Here is a 19,410-nt window from a genome sequence, read left to right as displayed (position 1 = left end):
CCCGTATCTAAAAATACAGTTTCCCTCTGGTCTGTTTGTTTTAGTAGCTTCAGAGCGAGGGATCTCATTTCCAACTCAAAGGAGACTTGCATGAGCCGACTGCGCTATCCAAAGCCTGGAATTTATGGGATCAACCAGGGGATCAACCGGCGTAAATTTATTCAATATGGAGCAATGGCAGTGGGGGCAGGCGTGGTTGCTTCCTGTACTGGCAATCAGCCCGCCGCTGAAGAGGAGGAAGCAGCAGAATCTTCCGCCGCTGCTAGCCCTTCTCCTAGCGGTGAATTGACGTCCGTCACCTACGGCACCAACTGGTATGCTCAGGCAGAGCACGGCGGCTTCTATCAGGCGGTTGCTGCGGGCATTTATGAGGAGCATGGTCTGGATGTGACCATTCAAATGGGCGGTCCCCAAGTCAACGGCACGCAGCTATTGATGGGCGGTGCAGTCGATTTCTTCATGGGCTATACGGCAGATGCGATCAAGGCGATCGAGGAAGACATCCCCAAGGTCACGGTAGCGGCGATGTTCCAAAAAGACCCGCAAATCCTGATTGCTCACCCCGACACGGGAGCCGAATCGCTAGAAGATTTAAAGGGCAGACCTGTCTTTGTTTCGGCAGCAGCAAACACCACCTACTGGCCGTTCCTGGTTGCACGCTACGGCTTCACCGAAGACCAAAAGCGTCCCTATAACTTCAACCCCGGTCCATTCTTAGCAGACAAGCAAGCGGCTCAGCAGGGTTACCTCAGTTCTGAACCGCTGGCGATCTCAAAGGAGGGCGGCTTTGAGCCAGTCGTATTCCTACTAGCAGATTACGGCTACGATCCTTATTCCACCACGATCGAAACGCGGCGAGAATTGGTTGAATCTGACCCAGATCTAGTGCAGCGATTTGTTGATGCGTCGATCAAGGGCTGGTATAGCTACTTTGAAGATCCGGCTCCGGGAAATGAGCTAATCAAGCAAGCTAACCCTGAAATGACCGACGAACAAATTGCCTACGGCATCGAAAAAATGCAGGAATACGGCATTGCCATTTCTGGTGAGGCAGAAACGCAAGGCATTGGCGCAATGACCGATGGGCGCTGGAAGTCTTTCTTTGACACGATGGCAGAGGCAGGCGTGTTTGACCCTAATACGGATTACAAGCAGGCTTACACACTGGACTTTGTCAACAAAGGCGCAGAAGCTTATCAGGCTTAAGGCTATTTGGGTTGGTACACGCACACTGCACTTTATTTGCATAAACGCTAATGACTCATCCTGCCATTACGCTCAGCGACATCACCAAGGTCTATTCCAATGGCACGGTGGCGCTACAGCACCTCAATTTGGCGATTGAGGAAGGACAGTTTATCAGCCTGGTTGGACCGTCTGGCTGCGGTAAAAGTACTGTACTGCGAATGATTGCAGGTTTAGGCAAGATGAGTTCGGGACAGATCGAATGGAGTAGTGGTCATTCCCAGCGCCAGCTTGCGTTTGTGTTTCAGGAAGCTGCTCTAATGCCCTGGGCAACGGTGCAAGACAATGTGCGATTGCCCTTGAAACTGGCGGGGGTTTCCTATTCTGCATCTAGGACGGCTGTAGCTGAAGCGCTGGAACTGGTTGACCTAACTGGCTTTGAGAAGTGTTACCCGCGTGAACTGTCAGGTGGGATGAAGATGCGGGTATCGATCGCCCGTGCCCTGGTGACAAAGCCAGAAGTATTGCTGATGGATGAGCCGTTTGGGGCGCTGGATGAGATGACTCGCAGCAGGCTCAACAGTGACTTGCTCGCTCTGTGGAGCCAAAAGCAATGGACGGTGATATTTGTCACCCACAACATTTATGAGGCAGTTTACCTGTCGAATCGGGTAATCGTGATGGCAGCACGTCCAGGGCGAGTTGTGGCAGATGTGCCGATCGCCGCTCCCTATCCCCGCACCGAAGAGTTTCGCCTCTCCCCCCTCTACGGTGAATACTGCCGCCAGATTTCTTCTGCCCTTTCCCAGGCTGCGAGTGGGCAAGATGTGGCGATCGCCAACCCTGACCGACGAGCTGCAGAATATGTCTAGTGGTAGGTAGTAGACCGCAAGCAGGAAGACTGTCTTAACCCCTTACCTGCTAACTATCCTTCATCCTTCTTCCGTCCCCCTTTCTCCTTCCTCCATGCTGCTGCGCCAACTGACTGCCCTAATTCTGGAACTGCAAAATTTGTTGATGGGCCGCATCAACTTCACGGCAGGGAGCGATCGCCCCAATGGATCGATCCCTGCCCTTGCGGCTAAACCGATTGGCAAACTGGGAACTGCGGGGTTGTCAGGGATGCGGCAATTGCTTTCGCCCGATTTGCTGGCTCCGGTAGGGGTGGGCTTTTTGGTGCTGGCATTCTGGGAAATTGCGGTCCGAATGAGTGGCGTTCAGCCTTACCTGCTCCCAGGTCCGCTGTTGGTGCTGCAAACGCTAATTAGCGAATGGGGAACGCTGTTTCCGTCGTTGGTGATCACGTTTCAAATTACCCTGGCTGCTTTCGTTGTAGCGGTGATTTCTGGACTGTTGGTGTCGGTTCTGTTTACCCAGAGCAAGTGGATTGAGCGCAGCTTTTTTCCCTACGCGGTGATCTTACAAACGACCCCGGTGGTGGCGATCGCCCCACTGATCATTATTTGGGTCAGGCAGGTTGTACCGGGAGACAACAGCACCTTTGTGGCACTGGTAATCTGCGCTTGGATTGTGGCGCTGTTCCCCATCATCGCCAATACGACCCTGGGGTTGAATAGCGCTGACCACAACTTGATCAACCTGTTCCAGCTTTACAAAGCTTCCCGCTGGCAGACGTTGCTGCATCTGCGCTTGCCCAGCGCTATGCCCTACTTTTTGGGTGGATTGCGAATCAGCGGCGGGCTGGCTTTGATCGGCGCAGTGGTGGCAGAATTCGTTGCCGGAACGGGCGGTACCAAATCGGGGATCGCCTACCAAATCCTGATTTCCAGCTACAATCTACAGATTCCCCGGATGTTTGCTGCCCTACTGATGACTACTGGGTTGGGCGTGCTCATCTTTGTGCTGCTGACGCTGCTTTCTGACTTTTTGCTTGGCAAGTGGCACGAAAGCGCTGTTCGACGAGAAAATTGAGCATCTACCTGCGATGAAGATCCCTGGAGCGTCCCATTACTGGCTGAAGAATGCCCATGTTCCATCTACCCTGATTCAGCTAGCCGATGGGGAAACGCTTGGCGAATCGGAATTACTGAATCCAATTGAGCCGCTGCTGCTGCTAGATATTGAGATTCGGGACGGAGTAATTCATTCGTTACAACAATCTGCAACCGTTCCAGATGAAATTCCCTCAGTTGATTTGCAGCGAGGAATGGTCTGGCCCTGCTTTGTGGATTTGCACACGCATTTGGATAAAGGCCATACCTGGGGGCGATCGCCCAACCTGGCAGGCACGTTTGATAGCGCCTTAGCTCTAGTAAGTAGCGATCGCGAGAAACACTGGGATGCCGAGGATGTCTATCGCCGTATGGAGTTTGGGCTAAAGTGCAGCTATGCTCACGGCACTCGTGCCCTGCGGACTCACATCGACTCTGCTAATGGACAGGCGAAAATCAGTCTGGAGGTCTTCAAAGCACTAAAAGCGGAATGGCAAGGTCGGCTAGAACTTCAGGCTGTTTCCCTGGTGCCGTTGGACTATTTCATGGGCGCAGAGGGAGAAGTATTGGCTAACCAGATCGCTGAAGCGGGAGGCTGTTTGGGCGGTTTGCCGCTGATGAACGAAGATTTAGAGCGGCAGATCGATCGGGTTTTTGAGTTGGCAGGCGATCGCCAGCTCAACCTCGACTTTCACACCGATGAAAGCGGCAACCCCGCCGACATTACCCTGCGCCACATTGCAGCGGCAACCCTGCGCCACGAATTCACCGGGCAGGTAGTTTGTGGTCACTGTTGTAGCCTCTCGGTGCAACCTGCCGAGGAAGTTCAGAAAACGATTGATCTAGTCAAGCAGGCGCGAATCGGAATCGTTAGCTTGCCGATGTGTAACCTTTACCTGCAAGACCGCAACCAGCAAACTTCTCAGCATTTCCTGTATGCCCCGCTAGAGCAGCAGCTTGCATTTAACTCCAAGTTTCCCAGTCGTACTCCACGCTGGCGAGGGGTAACGCTACTGCATGAGCTAAAGCACTCTGGCGTACCCACAGCGGTTGCCAGTGATAACTGCCGCGACCCATTTCACGCTTTTGGGGATCACGATGTGCTGGAGGTGTTTACCCAGTCTGCAAAGATTGCTCATTTTAATGCAGCCTATGGAGACTGGTGTACAGCGGTAACGACCACACCCGCAGACCTAATGGGTTTTCCAACCATTGGGCGGATCGGAACTGGGTTGCCCGCCGATTTGATTCTCTTTAGAGGGCGTTACTTTAGTGAATTGCTGTCGCGATCGCAGCATGATCGAGTCGTGTTACGACAGGGAAAGGCGATCGATACCGCTCTTCCTGACTACGCCGAACTGGATGACTTGCTGGTGAAATGACGGGACACTTAATTTAACTTGACTTTGTATACAGGAGGCTAGCGAGATGACTGCAACGGCTGCAACAGGGCGATCGCTTGATTGGGATGCATTAACCAGTGCCCTCAGCGGCATTGAAATAATTCGAGAACCGACTCAAGTAGCCAAACTCTCGCAAGACTACTACAGCTTTAGCCCAGTGTTGCAGGCACAGTTGACGGGTAAAGTTGCCGACCTAGTGGTTCGCCCTGTTAACGAAGCCGAAGTGCTGCGCGTGGCGGAGATTTGCGTGAAATTCAAACTACCGTTGACGGTTCGTGGAGCAGGCACCGGAAACTATGGGCAGTGCGTCCCCTTAGAAGGCGGCGTAATTCTTGATCTGAGCCGAATGCAGGCTGTTCGCTGGCTAAAACCTGGACTCGCCTGCGTTGAACCTGGCGTAAAACTAGCCGCACTTGACAAACAGGCACGGGAAACCGGCTGGGAAATTCGTATGACCCCTTCCACTTATCGGACTGCGACAATTGGGGGCTTTATTGGGGGTGGTAGTGGTGGCATCGGCTCGATTACCTATGGGCAACTGCGCGATCGCGGCAACCTGCACGCCGTTCGGGTCGTAACAATGGAAGACCAGCCTCGTGTGATCGAGCTACGCGGCGACGATGTACAGAAAGTGAACCATGCCTATGGTACCAACGGCATTATTACCGAGCTAGAAATTCCCCTTGGTCCGGCTTATCCCTGGGCAGAATACATCGTCAGCTTCTCCGATTTTATGAGCGCGGCCCGATTCGGTCAGGCGCTAGGCGACTCAGACGGCATCATTAAAAAATTAATCTGCATTTGTGCTGCCCCAATTCCTAACTACTTTGCTGCGCTGCGGAGCCATATTCCTGAAAATAGCCACTGTGCCCTGCTAGTCGTCTCAGAATCCTGCCGGGAACCCCTGACTGGACTAGTGCGGGAGTATGGTGGTGCATTCTGTTATGAGAAAGCCGCAAAGGATGCCAGCAAAGGGGTGACGCTGGTGGAATATTCCTGGAATCACACCACCCTCCACGCTCGTAGCGTTGACCCGTCTCTCACCTATTTGCAAACGCTGTTTCCGCCAGATAAGCAGCTCAAACTGGTAGAGCAGATGTATCACCACTTTGGCGACGAAGCAATGATGCATCTAGAATTTATCCGGGTGAATGGCTCCGTGCTTCCGGCGGCACTGCAAATTATTCGCTATTCCACTGCTGAACGGCTTCAAGAAATTATTCAATATCACGAGGAGCAGGGTGCGTTTATTGCCAATCCGCATACCTACGTTTTGGAAGATGGTGGCAGGAAAACCATTGATCCGGTGCAGCTTAAGTTTAAGGAAATGGTCGATCCTTACGGTTTGCTGAATCCGGGCAAAATGCGGGCATGGTTAGAGCGGTAGGGGTTGTTGGTAATGGGCTTCAATCAAAGGCAGATTGAATGTACTGCTGGAGGATAAGTCGATAGCCTGATACAACCAGGGGTTGTCCCAATTTGACAGGTCTGGAGATGATTGGACTGGTCTGCTGTGGAATTGTAATAGTTGAATCTTCAGCAGCAGTCGAGTTAGCTTGCTTGAAAATGGGAATGGGCGATCGCCCGTAGCTCACTAGTGCCACATCAAATCTACAGGGCAACTCTGCCAACTCAGGTTGTTCCGCCAGAAATAGCTGAGCAGCCTGCCATAGTTTTGCCTGCTTTTTGGGCGTAATTGCTAACAGCCCATTCGCATCCCAATTTCCCCGACCGCGAGCCTTAACTTCAACGAAGGCAAGCACTGGCTGAGATTGGAGAGGAGCGTTCTTAGATATGGTTTTAAGAATTGGGGCGATCGCCCCTTTCGCCACTAGATCTAACTCACCCCAGCGGCAGTGCCAGCGACGCTGCAAAATTTCCCAGCCTTGACCAATCAGCCATTGCGCTACCAAGTCCTCTGCCAAAAAACCAATGGTTTGTGTAACTTTGCCGGGTTTGGCAGGTTGGGAAGCAGGATTGAGTGAAGAATTCACAAGGCAATTCAAAGAATGTAACGGTGACTGAAGTTTGCCCACTTCTACAACCCTGATCTGCAAATGGCACGACACATTCGGGTAGGATTGGGTTGAAATAAATCGACTTGAATTGTTATTCACGTTACCTTCAATTCGCATGATCAGGCTTTGTGATTTCTCCTGGACGCGATGCTGCCGATTTGCAGCGCGATGGTTTCCCAGTTTAGTAGGGTGGTGGGTACTGGTGGGGGCGATCGCCACCCTAAACCTTATATTTATTCCTCAAGCCCTAGCAGACAACTACAACAAAGAAAGCCTCATCAACGTTGACTTTTCCGGGCGAGTGCTAACGGACTCCAGCTTCACCAAAGCCAACCTCCGCAGCAGCAACCTGAGCCACGCCGACCTGCGCGGCGTGAGCTTCTTTGGTGCAAATCTAGAAGACGTGAATCTGAAAGGAGCCAACCTGAGCTTTGCCACCCTCGACTCCGCCCGTCTAGTCGGCGCAAATCTAACAAACGCCATCTTAGAAGGTGCATTTGCCTTCAACGCCAAATTTGAGGGCGCAACCCTGGATGGAGCCGACTTTACCGACGTACTTTTGCGTCAAGACACCCAAGATAAACTCTGTGAAACGGCCACAGGCACTAACCCTGTAACCGGGCGAAATACCCGCGAGACACTGGATTGTTTCTAGGGGACAGGGGCTAGGGGCTGAGGCACAGGCAAGGAGTGCAACAACCCCTTGCTACCCACCGATGCGAAGCGTGTTATGCCACTCATTCCCAATTCCTTGCAGAGGGGGTCTGGGGGACGTGCTTCGTCCCCCAGTGGGGGTTTGGGGGCTTTGCCCCCAAGAAGGTCTTGGCTAAAAACCGAAGACCTCGTGCATTGAAAGACTTGGTTATAACAAAGGAATTTGGGGGAATCCGAGCCTTGGGGTTTCCCCCAAACCCCCATTGGGGGACGCCCGCTTCCCCCAAACCCCCTCCGATTAGATTGGGATAGCGGGGCATAACGCGCTTCGCATCGGTAGGTAGCAAAGGGTTTGTTTGCTTGTAGTACAAAATTTAATTTGTGGCAGATTCCAGGGATTGGTAGAACTCTCCGACCCAGGGCACCTGGGCTAGATCTGCAAAGGTGGTTTGGCGTTCTTGCTGGTCAAGTTCTTCGATGCGCTGCTTTTCGGCGTAGATTTGCTGCTGGTAATACTGGCTGAGTTCACTTGCAACGGCACAGTCAGTTTTTTCCCATAGGCTGAGAAAATGGCGGCAGCGCTTTTCACACATAACCCGCTCCATGCAGGCGGTTGCGGCTCGAACGACTAAAGGCGCACGTACAATGTCTCGCTGAGTTTTTTCATCCAAATGAAACAGCGGGTTGACCTGAGCTAAGCGATCGGGAAATTCGGTGAGGCGATCGCGCAATTGTCTAATCAAATCATCTTTTGTAATGTCAGACTGCAACTCCAAAATTTGCTGCCACAGAAACCGATGATGAGAAATGCTGAAATCAATATCGCGTTCTTCCAGGGCATCAATGATTAGAGTCCGGTAGTCGGGCAGATTCAGGTACAGCCGCAATAACTGCGCTTCTGATTCTTCTAGGAGGGTGCGATCGCCTGGAGTTTGCCACTTTTGCGATCGCCCATGCCACCGCTGCCCCCGCACCTGTGTTCGCAAATCTTCCTCTAGCCGCAAAGTGAGCCGCGCTTCTCCTCGACTCAGTAGTTCTGCGCAGCGATGAATGTAATGGGTTCGCAGGGTGGCATTCGGCAAATTTCCTAGCAGCTTTACGATCGCCTGAGTGCTTTGCTGAAACTGATCTGCCTTACTTAAATCAGCATCCGCCAAGAGCTGCTGAATCTGCCAATCTAGCCATAGGGGCGCCTCTGCCAACAGTGCTCGATAGTCATCGGCAGAGTGACTCTGAAGAAATTCATCCGGGTCTTTACCCTGAGGAGTGTTCAACACTCGCAGTTGCACTTCCCCTTTATAGGCTAGGTCTGCAACTTCCCCGATCGCCCGCTCAGCCGCTTTCGCCCCCGCTGCATCTGCATCAAAGTTCAGCACCACCTGCTTTGACTCGGTGTAGCGCAACAGTAGCCGCACCTGCACCAAACTTAGAGCTGTTCCCAGAGAGGCCACCACATTGTTGATCCCTGCTGCGTGGAGGGCAATCACATCGAAATAGCCCTCCACCACCACAGCACAATCCTGCTTGGCGATCGCCCCTCGTGCCTTATCCAGCCCAAATAGCGTTTTACCCTTGTCAAATAGCTCCGTTTCAGGAGAATTCAAGTATTTGGGCTGCTCATCGCTCAGCGTCCTGCCGCCAAACCCAATCACCCGTCCCTGAAGATCGTGAATCGGAATCATCAGGCGATCGCGAAACCGATCATAATATCCGCCCCCACCCTGCCGGGGGACAATCAGCCCCGCCTGTTCCACCAACTCCACCGGATAGTGCTTCTGCTCCACCAAATAGCCGTATAGTGTCTGCCACCCTGCCGGAGCATAGCCAAGCTGAAACTGTTGAATTGTTTCCTCGCTCAGCCGTCGTGCCTCCCGCAAATAGATTAAGGCTGCTTCACCCTGAGCCTGATGCAGCGCATGTTCATAAAATCGGGCTGTCAGTGCCAAAATCTCGTAAAGCTGCTCTCGCAGTGAAAGCTGCCGCTGTAGCTCCTGTCGTTGAGCAGGCTCCAGCGTTTGCACTGATACCTGATAGCGACGTGCCAAATCCAGCACCACATCACTAAACGAGCGCTTCCCCAACTCCATCAAAAACTTGATCGCATTTCCCCCCGCCCCACAGCTAAAACAGTAATAAAACTGTTTGCCAGGGCTGACGCTAAAGCTGGGTGACTTATCATCATGAAACGGACATAGTCCCGTAAAGTCCTTCCCCCGCTTTCGTAGCACTACATGCTCTGAGACAACATCAACAATGTCAACTCGTTGCTTGACCTGCTCAACCGTGTCGGGATGTAAACGGGGAACGTCCATTAGCACCAGAGTAAAAATGATTCCCTACATTGTCAGACCTAAAAGCCAAAGGGTAAAGAGTAAAATCAAACTCCTCACCCAACCCTCAATCCCCAGCTCCTAATCCCCAATCCCCAGTTTTAACTGGTATCTTGAGCCATTAAGCGCTTAAATAGGCACAGTCAAAGGACACTACTTAGCACATGGGACGAATTTTCATTTCAGCCGCTCACGGTGGGCTAGAAAATGGCTCGACCGACCCCGGCACCGTTGCAGGTGGCACCACAGAAGCCAGAGAAATGATCTTGACTCGCGACCTGATTGCCACTGAGTTGCGATCGCGCAATTTTGAAGTGTTGACCGTTCCTGACAACCTCAGTGCCACAGAAACAATCGCCTGGATCAATGCGCGAGGGCGAAGAGACGATGTCGCCTTAGAAATTGGCATGGACGGTTCTCCAAATCCCTCTTTGCGTGGAGCCAGTGCCTATCACATCGCCAACAACGACCAGCGCAAAGCCCATGCCGAACTGCTGCTGTTAGCGCTATTGCGGCGTGTCCCTCAATTGCCTAGTCGAGGAGCCAGACCCGACACCGCCACAGGATTAGGCAATCTACCCTTCTGTCGCCAGCTTGTTCCTCCTTCGCTGCTGCTAGAAGTCGGCTTTCTCACCAACCCAGACGATCGCCTGCTGTTGCAAAACCGCCGTCGTGACTTCGCCATCGGCATTGCAGACGGTCTTGCTGCCTGGAGTCGTGCAGTGGCAGGTACCTCTCCGTCCCCGTCTCCCTCCCCAACCTACACCTCTACCGACATCAACATCAATGGAGGCATCTATGATGAGCAAGGAGTTATCGTCAGCGGCAATGCCTACATCCCCATTGATCTGGTCGATCGGTTGAATATAGACCTGTCAAACTCACCAGGTATTAACCGTATCAGTTACCGTAATGTCGTATACATCAAGGCAATTGATCTCCGCGAATTTAATATCTCTGTAAGTTGGGATAGTGCCTCTCGCACGGTCATCCTGCGGTCGTCAGCATCGGTTTGCCCAGGACTCGTCGATCGCATCATGGGACGTGGTTCCACGTCTGAAGTGCAACTCATGATGTTTCTTAAGACCAACAACGAGAATGCTTTAACCCAGTTTCCCGACTTACCCAAGCTTTATCGTGAAGAAGCCAGTATTGAAGGCGTTAACTACGATGTAGCCTTCTCACAGATGTGTATTGAAACAGGGTTTTTACAGTTTGGTGGCGCTCTAAAACCGTCTCAAAACAACTTTGGTGGCTTAGGCAGTGCAATCGTGGAAGAGGAAACAGCCTCCTTTCCTAGCGCCAGAATTGGAGTTAGGGCCCACATTCAGCACCTCAAAGCCTATGCCAGCACAGAACCACTCGTGCAAGAACTAGTTGACCCAAGGTTTCGTTTTGTTAGGCGCGGCATTGCGCCCCTCGTCAATCAACTCAGCGGGCGCTGGTCAGCGGATGCTCAATATGGGGAGAAGATTGTGGCGATCGTACGACGGCTATACGAGTCAGCAGGTTTACTCTAAAAGCGTAGATTCCTAATTCAACATTAAACAAATTTTGCATAGGAAGGGGTGTGAATCAAGTCCGCACCCCTTCCTATGCAAAATATTTTTTGAGACAAAGCAATCAATTACATTCCGGGCAAGTTCAAGCCACCCGTTAGTTCTTCCATACGTTCGCGCATGGTTGCCGTAGATTTGTCGTAAGCATCTTTCATAGCCGCTGCTACGAGGTCAGAGAGCAAATCTGCACCTTCTTCTAGAGCTTGGGGTGAGATTTCGACCCGACGAGGCTCTTGGTTTCCGCTCAGCACAACTTTAACCAGCCCATTGCCAGAGGTGCCTTCAATTTCCATCTCTTCAAGTTCTTCTTGCAGCTTTCTTGCGCCTTCTTGAACCTGCTGAGCCTTCTTAAACGCTTCGGTTAGCTCTTTCATCTTGCCTAAACCGAAGCCAAATCCTTGACCTTTAGACATAACTTTCTAAATCTTGCTGTTGATGAACTCAGTGTAACCCTAACACCTAACCTTAACATTGGTGTTTATAGATCAAGCATTCCGATTTAATTTTTAAGCCACTGCAGCCCTAAAACTCACCTAACATCTTCACCTCTGGCTCTAACCAGAGTGACCACTGATCCGCGACCTGCTGCTGAACATAGCGAATCAACCGGAAAACGTCGTTTGCCGTTGCACCACCACAGTTAAGAATGAAATTGGCATGACGTTGAGCGACTTGGGCACCTCCAATTTGATGTCCTTTGAGCCCGGTTTGCTCGATCAGCCAACCAGCAGTGTATGGCCCAGGGTTACGGAAAACACTGCCGCAGTTAGGGAGGTGATAGGGCTGGGTTGTATGTCGTTGCTTCATGTGAGCGGTGGTGTCTGCAAGCACCTGTTTGGGGTCCGCTCCGGGCTGAAGTTGAAAGGTTGTCCGCGTAACCAGACGTGTGTCTCCCTGCAGCGAGGAGGTGCGATAACGATAGTTGAGATCTGGGGGGGTAAGAATGTTAACGCGACCATCTCGCGATAGAACCTGCGTATCCACCAAAATGTCAGCAGTACAGGCGGCATGAGCGCCCGCGTTCATCACGACAGCTCCGCCTACGGTGCCCGGAATGCCAACTGCCCACTCCAGACCTTGCCAGCCTCGCTCAGCAGCTTTCCAGGCAAGACGGGCGATTGGCTCACCTGCTCCGGCAGTGACTTGTCCCGTGTTGGAGTCAAATTCTGTATGGCGCAGGTGGCGAGTGCAGATGACTAAGCCTGGTAAACCGCGATCGCTCACGAGTAAATTGGTCCCTGCTCCTAATAGAGTGACGGGTAGACCTTCTGCTTCTGCCCAAGCAAAGCTAATTTGCAAGTCTTCCAAGGTTTGGGGCGCAATGTAGAGTTCTGCTGGGCCACCCACCCGAAAGGAGGTCAAACTAGACAATGGCACTTGAGGCTTGATCAAACAACTTGTTCCAGGTAAGTGAAGCGCTGTTGTAGAACGCGATTTAGCAAGCGAGGTTGGACTAGCCGCGGCAGTCGAAACAGTTTTAAACTCTTTGTTGAATGTTTCTTCGCTGGCAGGGTAATCGGATTTAGCACTTGCGATCCCTGAAGCGGGTTCACGGGCGCTGGGGGAGTCACAGGAGAGAGTCATAGCTTTTTGGGTTTTGAAGAAGCTTGAGGCTAAAGGGGCGCTCCAAGTTTTGAAAGATGAAGCAAGGTTGGGATGAACTGCAATCGTTGAGGAAACGACAGGTCAACCCGGGATTCGCTTAATGACACTGAGGCTGAACCTTAGGGTCAACCTGCTGATAGTATGCATTGAGCTGAGGAATTACCTGATTTAGGTTCCCTGCTCCCAGAAATAGAACAAGGTCGCCAGGAGCCAGCGTCTCAACCAAATAAGCGTAGACATCTGGCAGGGTTGGCTGATAGACCACCTTAGGATGGTGCATGGCGATCGCCTCTGCCAACTGCTGTCCGCTAACCTGCTCCAACTTTGGTTCACCCGCGCTATAAATTTCCGTAGTGATGACCAAGTCAGCGTTCCCAAAAGAACGGGCAAACTCTGGCAAGAAGGTTAATGTGCGGCTATAGCGATGGGGTTGAAATACGGCTACAACCCGTCGCGGTAGAGGGTTAGAGGCTGCTGCCTGGAGCCGAGCAGCCATTAGCGTCGCTTGGATTTCGCTGGGGTGGTGAGCATAGTCATCAACCAGCAAAATATTATTGAACTCACCCCGTAGCTCAAAGCGTCGACGTGCACCCGTAAAAGTTGCCAGGATGGAGGTAATTACCTCAAACTTTAATCCTAGCAAACGCCCAATGGCTACAGCAGCTAAGGCATTACTAAGATTGTGCTGACCTAACAACTTCAAACTCAACGTGCCTAACAGTTCGCCGCGCTCCCAAACCTTTGCCTCTGTAATACTCGGATGGTAAACAATATCAGTCGCTGTATAATCTGCCTCAAGTTCGGGTTGTAGACTATAGCTGACGGCAGGTTTTAACTGATGCCGTACAGTCTCACAATCTAGACTTCCTACTAGGATTTGACAGTTTTGAGCAAACGTTTGGAACGTTTCAATTACCTCATCCAAACTGTTGTAGTGATCAGGATGGTCAAGCTCAATATTCGTAATTACGCCAATGTAGGCAGAAAACTTTACCAAAGAACCATCTGATTCATCGGATTCTGCAACTAAGTAAGGACCTTTCCCCAACCGAGCGTTTCCTTCCCAAGCAGCTACTTCACCACCCACAATAATGGTCGGATCTAAGCCTGCTTGCAGCAGCAAATAGCTAATCATGCTGCTGGTGGTTGTCTTGCCGTGAGTCCCAGCAACGGCAATGCTTTGATAATCACGCATTAACGCTGCTAACAAGTCAGAGCGGTGAAAAATTGGACAGCCTGATTCCAGCGCTGCTCGATATTCAGAATTATTTTTAGGATCAATCGCTGTTGAACAGATTACTTGAGGAAGGACAGCTTGTAAGTCAGTTGAATCCAACGAATTCAACTCTTGTTGCTTTAAGGTGCCATTCGCGCCGTTTCCGTTACCGTTACCATTTCTGCCAGCTTCCTGGGGTAATGATTCTGACGAGATCAACCTTTGGCTGGGTTGAAAAAATCTCAAATTCGCAGCGTCTTGACTCCAAAAAATATGGACGTTTTGCTCCTGCAAACGCTGCGTAATGTGGTTGAGACAAATATCTGACCCTGAAACTGGGAGTCCACGCTTAGCTAAAATATAGGCGAGAGCCGACATTCCAATCCCACCGATGCCGATGAAATGGAATGGTCTCCCGCTGAAATCGACAGAATTCAGCATTCTAGCTCCTCAAACACCACACCACACCAATAACACGCGATATCATAGCAAGAATTGCTTTTTCGCGATATAACCTCCTGAAGGATTAGGCTGTCTGCTCTCAGTTAACTTTTTAATTTTTGGCTAGTGCTTACTCAAGCTTTAAACAATTCGCAGGAGCAATGGCTTCACGATTCGCATTTCTGCTTTCTGAATAAGCGTCTTAATTAAAAGCTGTTTTGAGTGCGATCGCGTCCTTTTCAAGAGATTTTGCTCGAAAACTAATGTTTAATCCTACTCGTTGGAGCTGTTGCTAATCCGGAAGTTTCTCAGGGCGATCGCCATTCTTTTGCCATGCCAAAGTTAGCCATTCTGGGTGGCAGTTTTAATCCGATTCATCAAGGGCATTTACTAATGGCAGAGATGGCTCGCAAACAGGTAAATCTGGATCAAGTCATTTGGGTGCCTGCTCAATGCCCTCCTCACAAGCAATCGATTGAGCTAGCAGACTTTCAGCACCGAGTTGAGATGGTCAAGCGGGCGATCGCCTCCTATCCTGTCTTTTGCCTATCTACCGTTGACCAGAACCGTACTGGGACTTCTTACGCCATCAATACCTTGCTTGACCTGCAAACTTGCTATCCAAACAGCCAGTGGTATTGGATCGTCGGTTTAGATGCCTTTGCCTCCCTGCCCCGGTGGTATCGTCGCCAAGAATTGGCAGCCAACTGCAGTTGGCTGGTTGCGCCTCGGGCGGGACAGCCCGCAGAGGTCATCGGTCATCAGGTTGTGCAACAACTGGCAGCACAGTCAATCAAAATCGATTGGCAAATTTTACAGATGCCTTTAGTCGAAATTTCGTCTAGCCTGGTTCGGCAATATTGTCGCGATCGCCGCTCTCTCCAAGACCTCGTGCCTGAATCGGTAGAAAACTACATTCTCGCTCATAGTTTGTACCGATAACGAAGCATAGCTACAAAAAGCACTGGCTTGAGCTGTCTACCAGACCCGAGCGACCAGATCACATTTTTCTAATAATTAGTGCAAAACCCTTCATCAGTGGCTATTGAGAGGGACACGGCTAACGTGTATGATCTGGTTCATTACTAGCAAGTATTTTAGTAGACAGAGGGCAAGACGCAGTGATTAGAGTAGCGATCAACGGGTTTGGGCGCATCGGGCGCAACTTTATGCGGTGCTGGCTGACTCGACAAGACAGCCAAATGGAAGTCGTTGCCATCAACGACACTTCTGACCCTAGAACCAACGCCCACCTGTTAACATACGACTCCATGTTGGGCAGGTTCAACGCTGACATCAGCGCTGACGACAACACCATCACCGCCAATGGCAAAACCATCAAATGCACCTCTGACCGCAACCCCCTTAACTTGCCCTGGGGAGACTGGGACATTGACCTGATCATCGAATCGACTGGCGTTTTCACTAGCAAAGAAGGGGCTTCTAAGCACCTCAGCGCAGGCGCTAAGAAAGTGTTGATTACAGCTCCTGGCAAAGGCGACGATGGCACTTTTGTCGTAGGGGTAAATGATCAAGACTATGACCATAACCAGCACACCGTCATCAGCAACGCAAGCTGCACCACAAACTGCCTTGCCCCAGTCGCCAAAGTCATTCACGAAAACTTTGGCATCATCAAAGGCACCATGACGACGACCCACAGCTACACAGGCGACCAGCGCTTGCTCGACGCAAGCCACCGGGATTTGCGACGTGCCCGTGCTGCTGCACTCAACATCGTGCCTACGACCACAGGAGCTGCAAAAGCAGTTGCGCTAGTATTGCCTGAATTGAAGGGCAAGCTAAACGGTATTGCGCTACGAGTTCCTACGCCAAACGTCTCCGTCGTGGATCTGGTTGTTCAGGTTGAGAAGCCTACCATTGCTGAGCAGGTCAACGATGCCCTTAGAGCTGCTGCAGAGGGTCCACTCAAAGGGATTCTAGCTTACAGCGATTTACCGCTAGTCTCCTGCGATTATCGCGGTACTGATGAGTCCTCAATTGTTGACGCCGCACTAACGATGGTCATGGGTGGCGATATGGTTAAAGTCGTCGCCTGGTATGACAACGAGTGGGGCTACAGCCAGCGGGTTGTGGATCTGGCTGAGCTAGTCGCTCAGAAGTGGACAAAGTAGGCGATCGTCGCTCCCCATCCTCAATCGGTAGCAATATGAAAGAGAAGCGCACCTCCTGGGAGGTGCGCTTCTCTTTGAGGTGCTTTTCTGTTTAACGGGAAAGTCAGGTGCGTGACCTACTGAGCGACAGCACCTTCCTGACCTACCCCAGGAGCCTCAAACTTATAGCCAACCCCGCGCACTGTTTGAATTAATGCGGGCTGAGTTGTATCAATCTCAATCTTCTTGCGAATCTGCCCAATATGAACATCAACAACCCGCTGGTCGCCTACATACTCATAATCCCAAACTTTTTGAATTAGCTCAGCCCGCCGCCAAACTCGTCCAGGATGGCTTGCCAAAAAGTGCAGCAGGTCAAATTCCAGCGCCGTTAGGGGCACAATGTCATTGTTGAGCGTGACTTCTCGCCGTACCGGATCGATCGCCAATCCATTAAAAGTTAGACACTGTTGCTCAGCCGTTGTCACTGGGCGCTGACGTTTTAGAATTGCCCCCACCCGGACTTCTAACTCCCCTAAACTAAAGGGTTTTGTCAAATAGTCGTCTGCACCCTTCTTGAACCCGGTGATCCGGTCAACCTCGTCTGTGCGACTAGTTAGCATCAGCACAAATACCCCAGTTCGGCTTTGCATCTCTTGGCAAAGCGTATAGCCAGTAGAATCTGGCAGGTTGACATCCAGAATCACCAAGTCTGGATTAAATTGCTCGAAGATAGCCAAAGCAGTCTTGCCGTCTTCGGCAGATTCCATCTGATAATTCTGTTTCGACAGAAATCGATGGATCAAAGTGCGAATGGAGGGGTCGTCATCAACTACGAGAATCTTGGCTGGAGCCATGACCATAACCTTACATTGAGGAGTGGATGAGCATCGGTAAACGTAAGCAGAAGCTGATGCAATGGCAGATGAAACAATAGCCTATGCGAGGGTAGCTGCGTCAATAGATTTCACTAGAGATTTCACTAGACTTCTTTAGAGAATAGGCTGTAGAAATGGATACCTGTTATATTAAGCGCTTAATAAAACAATTATCCGCACTAGAAATCGGCAATGCAAACACCTGCCTGAGCAAATCTAGCTAAATTTGAGCTTATATGCACTACCTGAACTAAACTTTTGCATCCTTAGTTTGCGAAAAGAGGGTAGACAGTTACACTATGGCTAGCAGCAGATGGCTAGCAGTAGACGGTCAGCAGCTTAAGCTGGGCAGAGATGCTAACAGACTGCGGGCTTCCTGATTTTCTTATTGCAATCATAATCGAATATATTGGGGGTCTTTTGGAGGTTGTAGATGAGTGACCAGAATCACTACTTAAAGCTTGGGGTAGATGAAAACGCTTCGTTTGAAGAAATTCAGGATGCTCGTAATCGTCTCGTGCAGGAACACAGCGGCGATCGCAAGCTGGTAGAGTCCATTGAGGCAGCTTATGACGCGATCCTGATGGATCGGCTACGGCTGCGACAAGAAGGCAAAATTAAAGTGCCCGACCGGATTCGCTTTCCAGAGCGGCTGGTTGAAGTACCCCCTGAATTCACTCCAATCCCAACCAAGCAAACTCCGGATTGGTTACAGCGTTTTATTGACACACCCAGTCGAGCCGACATTCTCTGGCCGGCTGCATTATTCATCGGAACGGCCTTTCTCAGCCTGAGTTCAGCCCCGGTGGGGTTAGCCTTGGGAGTCGGCTTTAGCCTCTACTTCTTAAATCGTAAAGAACACAAATTTGGTCGATCTTTTCTGCTGACTTTGGTAGGACTGATTTTAGGCGTAGTGTTGGGGTTACAGGCAGCTAGCCTGCTGCAACCCCAACTCGCTGACCTAAGAATTGAAGCAGACACTTTTGCAGCCTGGGTGACTTTCCTAGTCCTCTGGTTGATCGACAGCTTTTTGCGATAAAGTCACCGGGGATCAAGCATTCACCCACCTATAATGCTTGCCGATCAGCCACTTAAGAGATGGCTGCTCCTACAGCGTTGGCTGGCACAACGTTGGACTCTTTAAAGATCAAATCTACTGCTTCGCCGAAATTGTTCACAATTCGGTCGGGGCGCTGCTGCATCAGTTGGGTGCGATCGCGAATGCCACACAGTACGGCGATCGCTTTGATACCGTGAGTTTTAGCCGATACAATATCAGCCTCCGTATCGCCAACCATCCAAATTTCCTCAGCCGCTGGAAGCTGGGCTAGTGCTCGCTGCATTAGCAGAGGCTTGTCTTTCACATCAGCCGTTTTGACGTAGTCATTGCTGAGGCAAAACCGTCTGTCCAGTGGAAAGAATTGTGCGAGGTCATAGCGATCAAACGCATCATCCAATTCCCGCACCCGTCTCATCGTCATTACAGCTAGATCGACCTTTGCTTGCCGAAGTCGCTTGAGCGTGTCGATCGCCCCTGGCACTGGCGTGTCATAAACCAGATAAGGCATCGAGTGGACGGTGCGTTTCCGCACTTGGTAAAACTTTTCTGCCTGGGTCGCATCTAGCCCCGAGAGCCGTGCAATCTGGCGCTCAGGCATTTGCGATCGCTTCAAAGCCCAAAATTCTTCCTTAGAGAGTGGACTAACTGGCTGATCGGGATATCGAACTTCTCTCAAACAAAACAGGTAGGCCCGATAGTACCGTTCAGAAACGTTCATGATAGGGCCATCAAAATCAGTAATAATTCTTAGCATCTCAAAGCACCAACCTAAAAACGAGTATTAACTTTTATTAAAACATACTAACTTTCAAGCGCCAAAATTACACTCTGTTGAAAGTCTTAAAGTTTGAAGCAATTTTGTAGTTAAATCTGCGACTAAAGAAACTTAAAAATGACAGAAAAAAAGTCCGCGTGAGCAGACTTTTCGTGCAGCCTTGGATGAAGTACTCAGGACAAGCTCCCCTCTAGGAAACGCTTACTTCTAGAACAAGAAG

The 19,410-nt window shown here is 50.9% G+C and carries 17 protein-coding genes; 10 read left to right on the top strand and 7 right to left on the bottom strand.

The window, feature by feature from the left end; all coding sequences use genetic code 11:
- The first annotated feature begins 90 nt into the window (after positions 1 to 90).
- From H6F88_RS04100 to H6F88_RS04080, 5 genes are all read left to right on the top strand, one after another.
- Positions 91 to 1,206, top strand: a complete 1,116-nt coding sequence (locus H6F88_RS04100; protein WP_190641478.1) for an ABC transporter substrate-binding protein — start codon at positions 91 to 93, stop codon at positions 1,204 to 1,206.
- 50 nt (positions 1,207 to 1,256) lie between these two features.
- Positions 1,257 to 2,057: an ABC transporter ATP-binding protein gene (locus H6F88_RS04095; RefSeq protein WP_190641477.1), complete on the top strand. Its 801-nt coding sequence runs from the start codon at positions 1,257 to 1,259 to the stop codon at positions 2,055 to 2,057.
- Positions 2,058 to 2,307: 250 nt separating this feature from the next.
- Positions 2,308 to 3,117 (top strand): ABC transporter permease, encoded by an 810-nt coding sequence (locus H6F88_RS04090; protein ID WP_190641548.1) that lies wholly within the window; start codon positions 2,308 to 2,310, stop codon positions 3,115 to 3,117.
- A gap of 13 nt (positions 3,118 to 3,130) precedes the next feature.
- Positions 3,131 to 4,519 carry a cytosine deaminase gene (locus H6F88_RS04085; protein WP_190641476.1) on the top strand — a complete coding sequence of 463 codons (1,389 nt, stop codon included), beginning with the start codon at positions 3,131 to 3,133 and terminating at the stop codon, positions 4,517 to 4,519.
- A 46-nt stretch (positions 4,520 to 4,565) separates the two neighbouring features.
- On the top strand, positions 4,566 to 5,927 hold the full coding sequence (locus H6F88_RS04080) for an FAD-binding oxidoreductase (RefSeq protein WP_190641475.1): 1,362 nt from the start codon (positions 4,566 to 4,568) through the stop codon (positions 5,925 to 5,927).
- 19 nt (positions 5,928 to 5,946) lie between these two features.
- Here H6F88_RS04080 and H6F88_RS04075 read toward each other — a convergent pair whose 3' ends face one another.
- Complete coding sequence (locus H6F88_RS04075; protein WP_347277663.1) at positions 5,947 to 6,534, bottom strand: YraN family protein; 588 nt, start codon at positions 6,532 to 6,534, stop codon at positions 5,947 to 5,949.
- A 139-nt stretch (positions 6,535 to 6,673) separates the two neighbouring features.
- On the opposite strand from H6F88_RS04075, the gene H6F88_RS04070 reads away from it, so the two are divergent.
- Positions 6,674 to 7,213 carry a pentapeptide repeat-containing protein gene (locus tag H6F88_RS04070; RefSeq protein ID WP_190641473.1) on the top strand — a complete coding sequence of 180 codons (540 nt, stop codon included), beginning with the start codon at positions 6,674 to 6,676 and terminating at the stop codon, positions 7,211 to 7,213.
- Between the two features lie 373 nt (positions 7,214 to 7,586).
- On the opposite strand, the gene dnaG is transcribed toward H6F88_RS04070, so the two are convergent.
- A complete protein-coding gene (gene dnaG / locus H6F88_RS04065) occupies positions 7,587 to 9,524 on the bottom strand; it encodes a DNA primase (RefSeq protein WP_190641472.1) in 1,938 nt (645 codons plus the stop codon).
- A 182-nt stretch (positions 9,525 to 9,706) separates the two neighbouring features.
- On the opposite strand from dnaG, the gene H6F88_RS04060 reads away from it, so the two are divergent.
- Positions 9,707 to 11,062, top strand: a complete 1,356-nt coding sequence (locus H6F88_RS04060) for an N-acetylmuramoyl-L-alanine amidase (RefSeq protein ID WP_190641471.1) — start codon at positions 9,707 to 9,709, stop codon at positions 11,060 to 11,062.
- A 107-nt stretch (positions 11,063 to 11,169) separates the two neighbouring features.
- Here the strand turns inward: H6F88_RS04060 and H6F88_RS04055 are convergent, their stop codons facing one another.
- The 3 genes from H6F88_RS04055 to murC form a co-directional block, all read right to left on the bottom strand.
- Positions 11,170 to 11,514, bottom strand: a complete 345-nt coding sequence (locus tag H6F88_RS04055; protein ID WP_190641470.1) for a YbaB/EbfC family nucleoid-associated protein — start codon at positions 11,512 to 11,514, stop codon at positions 11,170 to 11,172.
- A gap of 109 nt (positions 11,515 to 11,623) precedes the next feature.
- Positions 11,624 to 12,685 carry a UDP-N-acetylmuramate dehydrogenase gene (gene murB / locus H6F88_RS04050; protein WP_190641469.1) on the bottom strand — a complete coding sequence of 354 codons (1,062 nt, stop codon included), beginning with the start codon at positions 12,683 to 12,685 and terminating at the stop codon, positions 11,624 to 11,626.
- 118 nt (positions 12,686 to 12,803) lie between these two features.
- The gene (gene murC / locus H6F88_RS04045; protein WP_190641468.1) at positions 12,804 to 14,363 is read right to left on the bottom strand and encodes a UDP-N-acetylmuramate--L-alanine ligase; all 1,560 of its coding nucleotides are present in this window, start codon (positions 14,361 to 14,363) and stop codon (positions 12,804 to 12,806) included.
- A 333-nt stretch (positions 14,364 to 14,696) separates the two neighbouring features.
- On the opposite strand from murC, the gene nadD reads away from it, so the two are divergent.
- Both nadD and H6F88_RS04035 read left to right on the top strand, forming a co-directional pair.
- Positions 14,697 to 15,305: a nicotinate (nicotinamide) nucleotide adenylyltransferase gene (nadD, locus tag H6F88_RS04040; protein ID WP_190641467.1), complete on the top strand. Its 609-nt coding sequence runs from the start codon at positions 14,697 to 14,699 to the stop codon at positions 15,303 to 15,305.
- Positions 15,306 to 15,484: 179 nt separating this feature from the next.
- The gene (locus tag H6F88_RS04035) at positions 15,485 to 16,498 is read left to right on the top strand and encodes a type I glyceraldehyde-3-phosphate dehydrogenase (protein WP_190641466.1); all 1,014 of its coding nucleotides are present in this window, start codon (positions 15,485 to 15,487) and stop codon (positions 16,496 to 16,498) included.
- A 116-nt stretch (positions 16,499 to 16,614) separates the two neighbouring features.
- Here the strand turns inward: H6F88_RS04035 and H6F88_RS04030 are convergent, their stop codons facing one another.
- Positions 16,615 to 17,334 carry a response regulator transcription factor gene (locus H6F88_RS04030; protein WP_190641465.1) on the bottom strand — a complete coding sequence of 240 codons (720 nt, stop codon included), beginning with the start codon at positions 17,332 to 17,334 and terminating at the stop codon, positions 16,615 to 16,617.
- A 454-nt stretch (positions 17,335 to 17,788) separates the two neighbouring features.
- Here H6F88_RS04030 and H6F88_RS04025 point away from each other — a divergent pair, with 454 nt between their 5' ends.
- Complete coding sequence (locus H6F88_RS04025) at positions 17,789 to 18,394, top strand: CPP1-like family protein (RefSeq protein WP_190641464.1); 606 nt, start codon at positions 17,789 to 17,791, stop codon at positions 18,392 to 18,394.
- Between the two features lie 52 nt (positions 18,395 to 18,446).
- Here H6F88_RS04025 and H6F88_RS04020 read toward each other — a convergent pair whose 3' ends face one another.
- A complete protein-coding gene (locus H6F88_RS04020; RefSeq protein ID WP_190641463.1) occupies positions 18,447 to 19,169 on the bottom strand; it encodes an HAD family hydrolase in 723 nt (240 codons plus the stop codon).
- Positions 19,170 to 19,410: the final 241 nt, after the last annotated feature.

The organism is Oculatella sp. FACHB-28 (genome assembly GCF_014696015.1).
Lineage (GTDB): Bacteria > Cyanobacteriota > Cyanobacteriia > Elainellales > Elainellaceae > JAAUTN01.
This window is presented reverse-complemented; position numbering and strand designations above follow the sequence as displayed.